We start from the raw sequence: 11,681 nt of genomic DNA on the forward strand, positions 1-11,681 counted from the left end.
TAAGGAAGGGCTTAAATAAGCTCTTCCTTTACTATATAATTAGCAGCCAAAAGCTCATCTTTTAATAGTTTTATAGCAGGTTTTGTCAAAAATATATTTTTTTCATCTTCTTCTTTCTTCAAACTGTCAGCAATAGTTAAAGTAAGCCATTTCTGATTAAAAGTCGATTTGGCTTTTATGATATTATCCATTATTTTTTCAGTAAAAGATTCAGAAGATATATTTTTTGATTGGTTTTTAGTGTAGTTTTCTATATTAGATTTTAATTGCTTATTGAAAATAGACTTTAAATAAATTATTTCCATGTTTAAATCAAAGATTTTAGCTGCTAAATCTGCAGCTTTTAATGTTCTTTTATTAAATTCTCCTTTTACAAATGTATAATAATAACCATCATAAACACCGTATGATTTTAATGTTTCTAAAGAACCAAGGCGCATAATTTTATTAGAATTTTTAAGGTCAAATATAAGAACATTTCCTAAATCCCAAGGACTTTGTATTAATTTAATATTTTTTTTACCTTCAAAGTCTTTAGGCCTTTTTTTACCCATAGCATCCAAATCCACAGCAATAATATGAGTTGCACCTTTATCAACAGCCATTTTTATCGGAAGATTATCAAAATAACCTCCGTCTATATATTTTTTATGATCTATCTCATAGCTTTTAAATGCAGGAAAACAAGCAGCACTGGCTAAAATGTAATCTATCATTTTTCCATTTTTTATTTGATTCTTCATCATGTAATGTGGAGCCATAGAAGGTAATTCAACAGTTACAATACCATAATCAATACTTGATTCTCTGATAGCTTTTTCATCAACATACTTTTTTAAAATTTTTTTTAAACCAGTAGGATCAGCTCCGCCATTTGTTAAAAATTCTTTAACATAAGCAATAATATCATTTTCTTTTATATTTAAAACCATATCTGTTCTCAATTCTTTCCAAAGCGAAACAGTGAGATCGAAGGCATCTTGACAAATCATCGCTCCGTTAATAGCACCCACAGATGTTCCTACTACCATATCTATTCGAATTCCCAATTCTCTCAGCGCTTGCCATACTCCTATTTCATATGCGCCTCTTGCGCCGCCTCCACTCAGGACTAATGCTGTTTTTCTTTTTTCCATATTTTTTTTGTTCTCCTATGATTTTTTAGGTAATAATATTTTTAAAAAGCAGTAATTAAAACTATAATCATATATGATATGATTATAGTTAGTATTTTAATTATATCATAAAAATATTCGGTAAATACTTGAACGTTTGTTTGAAAGAAAGTATAATAAGAACATAAGTTTACGGAATTATATATATGAAAATATAAATATCAGGAGATAAAATGGATAATGTTTATGAAAAGCTAAAAATTTTAGCTGACAGTGCAAAATATGATGTATCTTGTTCCACAAGTGGTGTAGACAGAAAGAATACAGGAAAAAGAGGAAATGCAGTTGCAGCAGGTATCTGCCATTCCTGGTCATCAGATGGAAGATGTGTATCTTTGCTTAAAATATTATTTACAAATAAATGTGTTTATGATTGTCAATATTGTGTAAATAGACGTACAGAAGATGTACAAAGGGCTAGTTTTGAACCAGAAGAATTAGCAAAATTAACTATGGAATTTTACAGAAGAAATTATATAGAAGGACTTTTCTTGAGTTCTGCTGTGGAAATATCTCCTGATTATACTGCAGAAAGAATGTTAAAATGTTTGAAGTTATTGAGATTTGATTATGGATTTTCAGGATATATTCACACTAAAATTATACCCGGAGTTTCACAGGAAATTTTACATGAAATAGGACTAATATCTGATAGATTGAGTGTTAATATTGAACTGCCATCTAAGGAGAGTCTTGGTCTTTTAGCACCTCAGAAAAAGGTGGATGGAATTTTTTCTCCTATGAAACAAATTACAGAAACTTTAACGGAAAGAGGTTTTCTCCGTGGTCCTGGAACAATGTTTAATAATGAAGTTATGGTCAAAGAACAGGGAAGCGTTATTCCTTATAAAAGCAGAAGCAAGAATAAAGAGCTATTTGCACCGGCAGGACAGACAACTCAAATGATTATTGGTGCAAGTGCAGAGACTGACAGACAGATTGTAAAAATATCTCAAAGTTTATATCAAAGATTTAAGATGAAGAGAGTATATTTTTCTGCATATATTCCCGTATCGGATTCTCCTTTGCTTCCAAATCGTTTTACACAGCCGCCGTTAACTAGGGAACATAGATTATATCAAGCTGATTGGCTACTTAGATTCTATGGTTTTACAGCAGATGAAATAGCCGATGAAAAAAATCCTTTTCTGGATCTTGAACTTGATCCTAAAATTTCTTGGGCTCTTAGAAATATAGAAAAATTTCCGATAGAAATAAATACCGCTTCCTTAGAGGAGCTTCTTAGGATCCCAGGAATTGGAACAATATCGGCAAGACGAATTGTAAGACAAAGAAAATTTGCGGCCGTAAGATTTGATGACTTAAAAAAGATAGGTGTTGTTACTAAAAGAGCTAAATTTTTTATTACGTGTATTGGCAGATATTATGGAGGACGAGATATAGCACCTGATTATATAAAAAAGGAAATCTTATCAGCAGATAATATAAAAATGAATTTACTTCCAGCTGATAAAAATGTACAAATATCAATGTTTGATATAGCTAATCCTGCTTTAGAGAGCAAGAATGGCTATTTAATCCAATCTAATTTGGATATAGGAAATAATATAAATAACAATATAACAACCTTTTAAATATATGAGGTATATAATAATGGATTACTTATATGATGGTACTTTTGAAGGATTTTTAACTTGTGTATATTATCATTATTATAATGAAAGAGCCGCAGGTATATTTACAAAAGATAAATATCAAATGACTTTATTGGGAGATTATAAGGAAATAAAAACAGAAGAAGATAAAGCAGTAAAAGTATATAATGCAATTAAACAAAAAATATCTAATTATGATTTGAAGAGGATCTATAAAGTTTTTCTTTCAACAGTGGAAAACAAAGAAAATAAAATGTTAGAGTATATAGTATTAGGATTTAAGCTTGGCCCGAAAGTAAGCTCTCTGCATGGAAATGCCACTGTATTTGCAGTTCAGGATGCAGAAAAGAAAGTAGGTTTTGAAGTTCATAGGCTTACTGGTTTACTGCGTTTTTCAGTAATGGTTTCTCAATCAGGGCAGGAAATTTTATATTGTGAAGTTGAGCCTGACCATGATGTTTTAGAACTATTATCATCTCATTTTACAGATAGGTTTAAACACGATCCTTTTATTATTCATGATAAAAGAAGAAACAAAGCGCTAATAGCTAATGAAGGGAAATGGTATATTTCTGATTTTTCACAGGATGATGTGCTGGACTATTCATTAGAAGAACGTGAATACAGAGAATTATGGAGTAAATATTTTGAAACCATCGCTATAAAAGAACGTATTAATCCAAAATGCCAAAAGAGGTGTATGCCGGTAAGGTATTGGAAAAATCTCACAGAGTTTTTATATAATTAACCTTAGATCACTTGACATTAGTTATAAACAAATGAAATAATAATTGGAGAAGAATACGAGGAGTGAGTACCATGAATAAAGAATTAAAACAGATAATAGATAAAAGTAGTAATATGGTTTTTTTTGGTGGAGCAGGTGTTTCTACGGAAAGCGGTATCCCTGATTTCAGATCTGAAAATGGACTTTACAATGCACAGCGAAAATATGGACATTCTCCTGAAGAAATGTTGAGCCATTCATTTTTTGTGAGAAATAATGAAGAATTTTTTGATTATTATAAGAATAATCTTATTTATCCTGAGATTAAACCCAATAAAGCACACCTTGCATTGGCAAAGCTTGAAGAAATGGGTAAATTGAAAGCAGTTATTACTCAAAATATAGATGGCTTGCATCAACTGGCAGGAAGTAAAAACGTATATGAGCTTCATGGTTCAGTTTTACGAAATTATTGTATAGATTGTGGAAAGTTCTATGATCTTGAATATATTATGAATACCAATAACTGTTTAGATAAAAAAGGAATTAAATCATTGGTTCCTGTTTGTAATAAATGTGGAGGTATTGTAAAACCCGATGTAGTCTTATATGAGGAAGCATTAGATCAACAAGTAATAGAAGGAGCAGTAAAAGCTATCGAAGAAGCAGATACCCTTATTGTTGGAGGAACTTCTTTGGTTGTTTATCCTGCTGCAGGACTTATAACTTATTTTAGAGGTAGCAATCTCATATTGATTAATAGAGACCAAACAACTTTTGATAAAAGAGCGGATTTAGTAATACGTGAACCTATAGGAGAAGTCTTAGGGGATATATTGTCAATATAGGTTTGAAGATGAGAACGCCTTGGAATTATTCCAAGGCATCTTCATCAATTTCATCTAAATCGTTAAAATTATGAATAACTCCCGCAACATCACTTACAGGCAGTGAAAATGAAAGACCTTTTCCTTCTGTACTCAAACCGGCTGCTTCAATAATAGAATGTATAATTGTTTTTGTAGAAGAATGTTTTACCAGATTTAATATAATTTCCTTTTCCGGTTGTATTGATATGGAAAAAAATTTTTCTAATTCATGAATACCGGTACCCCTGGCATAAAAAACAGTACTTCCTTGTGCTCCTGCTTTTCTGGCAGCTTCAACAACTTGATCAGCAAAGCCACGATTTACAACGGTTATAATTAAATCATATTCTCTATCTGTATTCATTTTCTTAGCTCCTTTCTTGAAATTGTAGTCCCGATATATATTTTAGTGCCAAAGGGCCGCTCACTCCGCATATGGGAATAGCAAATACTATACCGTTACCCGGTCTATCTAAGTCAAAATAATATCGCGTTTTATTAATGGTTTCTGAGACTCTGTCTTCTGTTATAATACTTAAAATAATATCTTTTTCATAGTCAGTAAGACCTAAATAATGCATAACTTCAGGACCTGCAGTACCATAACCTGGAGAAACCATATTAAACGTAATACCATTTTTTCGATAAAATTTTATAACCCGATCACCCGAACCTCTCTCAACTATTGTAATAAGTAATTTTATTCTTTTTATATTATCTGTCTTTTCACTCATTTCTTACTTTCTCCTTCTTGTTCCTGATCCTGTTTTTCAAAATCAATAAAACTGTTATCAGCAGCAATTTCTTCAGCAAGCATTTCTTCTTTAAGTTCCTCTGCCCAGTCATAGTTTTCTACAAATTCCGTATCTTCTATCCAATCATAAGTATCTACAACATCACTACTTACGTTTGTTTTTGACCATTCGAATTCAGACTTATCCAAAATACTATCGGTTAATTCCTCGATAGCATACAGTTCTTCTTTTTCAGTATGAGAGATTTTAATTTTATATACAAGCCCCATAACTTGTATTGTAATGAGAGGTGTCATTGCAACCATGGCAACAATGCCAAAGGCATCTAAGAGCATATTACCTCCCAAAGCAAGACATGCACCCATAGCAAAAGGAAGTATAAAAGTTGCTGTCATAGGTCCGGATGTAACACCACCAGAGTCAAAAGCAATAGCGGTAAATATTTTAGGTGAAAAGAATGTTAATATAAGTGCAATAGTATATCCAGGAAGAAGAAAATACAAGATACTAATTTCAAAAATTATACGAATCATTGCTAATCCAAGTGATAGTGCAACACCGATGGATAGACTCCAGAGCATTGCTTTTTTAGATATAGCACCTCCTGTTAAATATTCTACCTGATCATTTAAAACATGTACAGCAGGTTCTGCGGAAACTACAAAGTAGCCCATAATCATACCTAAAGGAATCAAAATCCAGGAATATGAAAGACCACCGATGGAATGACCAATAAAATATCCTGCAGGCAAAAATCCTATATTTACACCAGTAAGAAATAGTACTAATCCTATATATGTATAAAAAAGACCAATTGAAATTTTTATCATTTGAACTTTTGGGAGTTTTAAAGCAAAGATTTGAAAAATAACAAAGAATATAATAATAGGTAAAAGTGCAATAATAATATCTAAAGAATACTTGGGTAAAGCTTCTTTCATAAGCTGAAAGATATCATGCATATTTTTCACATCTGTAGTAGTTAATATTTCATGACCGTTTGTAGCTGTTTGATTAAGAAATAGTCGTAATAGCATTATTGCGAAAAGGGGACCAATAGAGCAAAGAGCTACTAAACCAAAACTGTCATCATGAGAACTATTACCTCCTTTGACAGAAGATAATCCTACTCCTAGAGATAGAATAAAAGGAACAGTTATGGGACCTGTTGTGACCCCGCCCGAATCAAAAGCGACAGCTAGATAATCCTTTGGAATAAAAACAGATAATATAAATACTCCCGTATAAAGTCCTATTAAAATATAAGCTAATTTCCATTGGAATATAATGCGTAGTAATGCTACTACTAAAAAAATACCAACACCAACAGCAACTGTTAAAACAATAATTATGTTTGGCACGGAAGGAATTTGATTAGCGAGAACTTGTAAATCAGGTTCTGCCATAGTAATGATAATTCCCATAATTAAACTGCCTATAATTAACAAACTTATTTTTTTAGACTTTGTTAATTGCGCACCAATTTGTTCACCTATAGGCATCATTGCAATATCAGCACCTAATGTAAATAATCCCATGCCTAAAATAAGAAGTAATGTTCCAATTAAAAATAAAATACGTATACTAAAAGGCATTGGCGAAATTGTAAAATTAAGCATTAAAACAATTGTGGTAATAGGCAATACGGATGAAAGAGATTCTTTTGTTTTCAGAAATAATTTTTTGTTCATATGCTATCCTCAAATTATATTAAATCTACTGAAAAAAAACGGCTTATAAGATTATAATTGGGGAAACTTGTATATTATTAGAATTGTTTTGAAATGTTTGCTATATTAATAATTATAATATAAGTTAAGAGTTAATTGAATAATTTTTTTTAAAAATTTAGAATATATACTGAAAAATATATTCGAAGCTATAAATTTCAAGAAGCTATTTTTGAATTTATTTTGTATAAATTTACAGATTAAATTATAAAAATGGAAAAGCTAGTAAAAAGTTACGTACTATTTATAATGCTGATTTTGTGATATACTATTTAAGAATGAAAAAATGGAGGGGATTATGAATATATTAATAGCAAATGATGATGGAATAAAGGCAGAAGGAATAAAAGCATTAGTAAAGGCTCTCTCTTCAGTAGCCGATATTTATGTATGTGCACCACATACTCAAAGAAGTGCTTGTGGACATGGTATTACAATAGGAGCTCCGATTTTCATTACGGAAGTTTCTTTTCCCAATGCGACTATGGCATTGGAGATATCAGGAACTCCTGCAGATTGTGTAAAGTTAGGGTTAAAAGTGTTATCACAAAAGGGAATTGAAATAGATATGGTATATTCTGGGATTAATCATGGGGGAAATTTGGGGACAGATACTCTCTACTCCGGAACTGTTTCTGCTGCCATAGAAGGATGCATATGCGGACTACCCTCAGTGGCAGTATCTGTGAATGATCATAATCCTAATTATTTTGATACCGCTTGTGATTTGGCTGTTAAAGTTTGTAAAACAGCTTTTGAAAAGATGAATTCTAATACGGTTTTAAATATTAATGTACCCAATTTACCTAATTCAGAAATTAAAGGAGTCAAAATTACTAAGCTGGGTGCCAGGGAATATGATGAATGGTTTAAACCTAAAAAAGACGAAGAGGGTAATGTAACTTACTGGTATTCTGGAATTCCTGTGATATATGAAGGTTTACCTGATGATCTTGATGTTATCGCAATTCAGGATAATTATGCTTCTATAACGCCATTACATTATGATTTAACCAGTTATGAATTAGTTGATGAAGTAAAAAAATGGGGGATTCTTGAATAGAATTAAGGCAATACTATTTAATTGTAGGGGAGAAAGATATGAAAACATTAAAGATAAAAAAAGAAGATGCAGTATTTGTTGGTATTGATTTTCAGGATAGGATTATGCCTGCCATGAAAAATAATGAAGAACTTGAAGAAACAGTTATAAAACTGATTAAGGGCTGCCGTATTATGGGTATTCCGATTATAATGACACAGCAATATACAAAAGGTCTTGGAGATACAAAAGAGAAAATTATAGAAGCACTTACTGAGCCTATTGAGGAAAATTCAGAAAGACTTGAGTTTTTACCAATAGAAAAAACAAACTTCAGTGCAATGGGAGAGCCGGCTTTTGTTGAAGCTCTTGAAAAATTAAAAAGAAAAACTGTTATTATAGGAGGAATTGAAGCTCATGTGTGCGTGCAGCAGACGGTACTAGATTTAATTGAAAGTGGTTATTCCGTATTCTTGGTAAACGATTGTATATCATCAAGGAGCAATAATGATAAAAAATATGCACAACGAAGAATGGGAGAATCAGGTGCTATGGGAACTACTTATGAATCTGTATTATTTGAGCTTTGCCAAGGAGCTAAAGAACCTGGATTTAAACAGATATCAAAAATTGTTAAATAAGTAATAATAAAAATAATAGGAAAGGTAAAAATATAAGTGCTGATATTTGATAATGAAATAACTATAGAATCAAAATCTTTTTTAGAGGAATATTTGGGTAGCTTTGAATATAAAACTTCAGGACTTTCTTTTAGCTCTCTTTATATGTGGCGTGAGATTAATCAGATCAGTTATAAACTTATTGGTGATTATCTTTGTTTATCAGCCAGTAATAACTTAGAAGAAGGAGTAGAACAATATTTCTTGTTCCCACCTCTTACAAAGACCGGTTTTTATGAACCGGACAAGCTGGCAGTTACTATCCTAGAAGCAAAAAAAATATTTGAAGAAAAAGGCCAGAAGTTTACTATTATGTTAGTTCCGTTTCACATGATTGAACTATTTGAGAAAGCATTTCCCAATCAATTAAATCTTATTGCTGACAGACCTAATTTTGATTATGTGTACAGAACGCAAGATTTAATTGAGCTGAAAGGAAGAGAATATCATAGCAAAAGAAATCATTTAAACTACTTTTTAAATCATTATAAGTATGAATATGTTAAACTGACATCTAAAATGGCAAAAGAAGCTATGCAGTTTATCAGAGAGTTTAATATTAGGAAGAATCTTCAAGATAATCATGAAAGAGAGCTTCTTGAAATGGAAGAGCATGCAATGAAAGATGTTTTTGAAAATATCGAAACGTTAGGCTATTTAGCAGGAGCGATATTGATAGATAATAAAATTGAAGCACTCAGCATTGGTGGATATCTTGGGAAAAAGACTGTTACTGTTCATGTAGAAAAGGCAAATACTGAATATAGGGGACTTTATCAAGCAATAAACAATGAATTTTGTAAAAATGTTGCGTCTCATGTAAAATTGATAAATCGTGAAGAGGACATGGGTATAAAAGGGTTAAGAAAAGCAAAATTATCGTATAAGCCTGTAAAATTAATAGAAAAATATATTGTTGATTTTTCTTGATATAATCAATTGAATTTTGTGAAAATTAATTTTATACTTGTCTTTTTATAAAAAAATGATATTATAAATATAATGCATGATAATTTGAAAAATCAATAGTGATTTTTCTATAATAAATAGGAGGATAATATATGAAAGAAGTGGTAATTGTAAGTGCTGTAAGAACTCCAATAGGAAGTTTTGGTGGGACTTTAAAAGGTACACCTGCTGTAACTCTTGGGACAGTTTCAGTAAAAGAAGCAATAAAAAGAGCTGGCATTGATGCATCAATAATTGATGAAGTAGTTTTAGGATGCGTTCTTCAAGGTGGCTTAGGTCAGAATGTTGCTAGACAAGTTGCTATTCATGCGGGAATTCCAAAGGAAGTTCCAGCATTTACTTTAAATAAGGTTTGTGGTTCTGGATTGAGAGCTGTTGGTCTTGCTGCACAAATGATCAAAGCAGGAGATGCTGATTGTGTACTTGCAGGAGGAACAGAATGCATGAGTCAGGCTGGATATCTAATGAATGAAGCTAGATGGGGCGCAAGAATGAACGACGCTAAGATGGTTGACATTATGGTGCACGATGGATTATGGGACGCTTTCAACGACTATCACATGGGTATCACAGCAGAAAATATTGCTGAACAATGGGGACTTACAAGAGAAGAATTAGACGCATTTTCAGCAGCTTCTCAGCAAAAAGCTGAAGCTGCAATTAAAGCAGGAAGATTCAAGGATGAAATTGTTCCTGTAGAAGTTCCACAAAGAAAAGGCGATCCTATCGTGTTTGATACAGACGAACATCCTAAGTTTGGTACAACAGCAGAAGGAATAGCTAAATTAAGACCAGCATTCAAAAAAGACGGAGTGGTAACAGCTGCTAACGCATCCGGTATTAATGATAGTAGTGCTGCATTTATTGTAATGTCAAAGGAAAAGGCTGATGAACTCGGATTAAAGTATCTTTGCAAGATCGTATCATATGCATCTGCAGGAGTAGATCCATCAATCATGGGTATCGGACCAGTTCCATCTTCTAAAAAAGCTCTTGAAAAAGCTGGTTTGAAAATTGATGATATGGATCTTATTGAAGCAAACGAAGCTTTCGCTGCTCAGTCAGTAGCAGTAGGTAAAGAATTAGGATTTGATCCTGAAAAATTAAATGTAAACGGAGGAGCAATAGCTCTTGGACATCCAATCGGAGCATCTGGTGCTAGAATTCTTGTTACATTGATTCATGAAATGATTAAGAGAGATTCTAAAAAAGGTCTTGCTACTCTTTGTATCGGTGGTGGACAAGGAACTGCACTTATCGTAGAAAGATAGTAAAATATAAATATTTAGTATTTTCATGTTGGGGTGACGAAAAATCGTTACTCCAACATTTTTGTTTCTTTTTAAGAGGGCTTTAAGTTAATAATAATAAAATCCCCAAGACAGCTTTTTCTTTGGGGATTTTATTAATTTATTCATTTAATGGTGATACGCTGTGAAGATGTTTTACACTTGATAATATTACATTAGTTTGTGTTCTCTTAATTCCGGGAAGGCTTTTTATTCTATTCATAAGGGCTTCCAAAGTGGCGGTATTTTTTGTAGTAATTTTTAATAGATAATCGTATTCCCCTGTTACATAATGACATTCCAAAATTTCATGTTCTTTTTTTACAGTTTCAAGGAATGTATTTGTGTGAGTAGGACACTCTAGACTTATATTCATCATTACTGAAAGGTCTTGTCCAAGTGTATTTCTGTTTAAAATAACAGTATATTTTTCGATAATATTTGAGTGCTCTAATTTCTTTAGTCTTTCGCTGACTGCTGAAAGAGAAAGATCAACAGCCTTACTTAGCTCAGAAATGGATGCTCGTGAATTATCTTGAAGGATAGCTAAAATTTTAGCATCAATAATATCCACAAAAGTTCCTCCTTAGGTTATAAATAATAATAAATCTTTTATAATTTTACCAATATAAAAATATAAAAGCAATTAAAAATATGTTTTAATATTATAAAAAATATATATTAGGGCATAATTGAGCATATTATAATAATTTATTCAGTCTAGTCTTGTAAATTAGATTGTGTTATAATGGTTCCAATGATTGAGACAGCGTTGCTGCAAGGAAGGAACCATTGAAACATGTATGGAAGTTCGTGTCATGTTATAATG

12 protein-coding genes are annotated in these 11,681 nt (G+C 31.8%); 7 read left to right on the forward strand and 5 right to left on the reverse strand.

Annotated elements, in window-relative coordinates; translation table 11 throughout:
* Positions 1-11 precede the first annotated feature (11 nt).
* Complete coding sequence (locus K292_RS17415) at positions 12-1,136, reverse strand: patatin-like phospholipase family protein (RefSeq protein ID WP_051280823.1); 1,125 nt, start codon at positions 1,134-1,136, stop codon at positions 12-14.
* A gap of 212 nt (positions 1,137-1,348) precedes the next feature.
* Between K292_RS17415 and K292_RS17420 the strand changes: the two genes are divergently transcribed.
* The 3 genes from K292_RS17420 (at position 1,349) to K292_RS0114445 (ending at position 4,366) form a co-directional block, all read left to right on the forward strand.
* Positions 1,349-2,770, forward strand: a complete 1,422-nt coding sequence (locus K292_RS17420; protein WP_084146031.1) for a putative DNA modification/repair radical SAM protein — start codon at positions 1,349-1,351, stop codon at positions 2,768-2,770.
* Between the two features lie 19 nt (positions 2,771-2,789).
* Entirely contained in the window at positions 2,790-3,539 is a 750-nt protein-coding gene (locus tag K292_RS0114440; protein ID WP_027400427.1) for a TIGR03915 family putative DNA repair protein, read from the forward strand.
* Between the two features lie 71 nt (positions 3,540-3,610).
* Entirely contained in the window at positions 3,611-4,366 is a 756-nt protein-coding gene (locus K292_RS0114445; RefSeq protein WP_027400428.1) for an NAD-dependent protein deacylase, read from the forward strand.
* Between the two features lie 25 nt (positions 4,367-4,391).
* On the opposite strand, the gene K292_RS17425 is transcribed toward K292_RS0114445, so the two are convergent.
* From K292_RS17425 to K292_RS17430, 3 genes are read right to left on the reverse strand one after another with little or no spacing between them, the layout of a single operon-like run.
* Positions 4,392-4,751, reverse strand: coding sequence for a P-II family nitrogen regulator (locus K292_RS17425; RefSeq protein WP_051280825.1), 360 nt, complete (start codon positions 4,749-4,751; stop codon positions 4,392-4,394).
* 4 nt (positions 4,752-4,755) lie between these two features.
* The gene (locus tag K292_RS0114455) at positions 4,756-5,121 is read right to left on the reverse strand and encodes a hypothetical protein (RefSeq protein WP_027400429.1); all 366 of its coding nucleotides are present in this window, start codon (positions 5,119-5,121) and stop codon (positions 4,756-4,758) included.
* Positions 5,118-6,833 carry a DUF1538 domain-containing protein gene (locus K292_RS17430; protein WP_084146033.1) on the reverse strand — a complete coding sequence of 572 codons (1,716 nt, stop codon included), beginning with the start codon at positions 6,831-6,833 and terminating at the stop codon, positions 5,118-5,120. Before K292_RS17430 ends, K292_RS0114455 begins: the two co-directional genes overlap by 4 nt.
* A gap of 337 nt (positions 6,834-7,170) precedes the next feature.
* Here K292_RS17430 and surE point away from each other — a divergent pair, with 337 nt between their 5' ends.
* The 4 genes from surE (at position 7,171) to K292_RS0114480 (ending at position 10,834) form a co-directional block, all read left to right on the forward strand.
* Positions 7,171-7,935 carry a 5'/3'-nucleotidase SurE gene (gene surE / locus K292_RS0114465; protein WP_027400430.1) on the forward strand — a complete coding sequence of 255 codons (765 nt, stop codon included), beginning with the start codon at positions 7,171-7,173 and terminating at the stop codon, positions 7,933-7,935.
* 38 nt (positions 7,936-7,973) lie between these two features.
* Positions 7,974-8,555 (forward strand): hydrolase, encoded by a 582-nt coding sequence (locus K292_RS0114470; RefSeq protein ID WP_037373323.1) that lies wholly within the window; start codon positions 7,974-7,976, stop codon positions 8,553-8,555.
* A gap of 36 nt (positions 8,556-8,591) precedes the next feature.
* Complete coding sequence (locus K292_RS0114475; RefSeq protein ID WP_051280827.1) at positions 8,592-9,524, forward strand: DUF2156 domain-containing protein; 933 nt, start codon at positions 8,592-8,594, stop codon at positions 9,522-9,524.
* Positions 9,525-9,655: 131 nt separating this feature from the next.
* Complete coding sequence (locus K292_RS0114480; RefSeq protein ID WP_027400433.1) at positions 9,656-10,834, forward strand: acetyl-CoA C-acetyltransferase; 1,179 nt, start codon at positions 9,656-9,658, stop codon at positions 10,832-10,834.
* A gap of 139 nt (positions 10,835-10,973) precedes the next feature.
* On the opposite strand, the gene K292_RS0114485 is transcribed toward K292_RS0114480, so the two are convergent.
* A complete protein-coding gene (locus tag K292_RS0114485; RefSeq protein WP_027400434.1) occupies positions 10,974-11,426 on the reverse strand; it encodes an Lrp/AsnC family transcriptional regulator in 453 nt (150 codons plus the stop codon).
* Positions 11,427-11,681: the final 255 nt, after the last annotated feature.

The organism is Anaerovorax odorimutans DSM 5092 (assembly GCF_000426305.1).
Lineage (GTDB): Bacteria > Bacillota > Clostridia > Peptostreptococcales > Anaerovoracaceae > Anaerovorax > Anaerovorax odorimutans.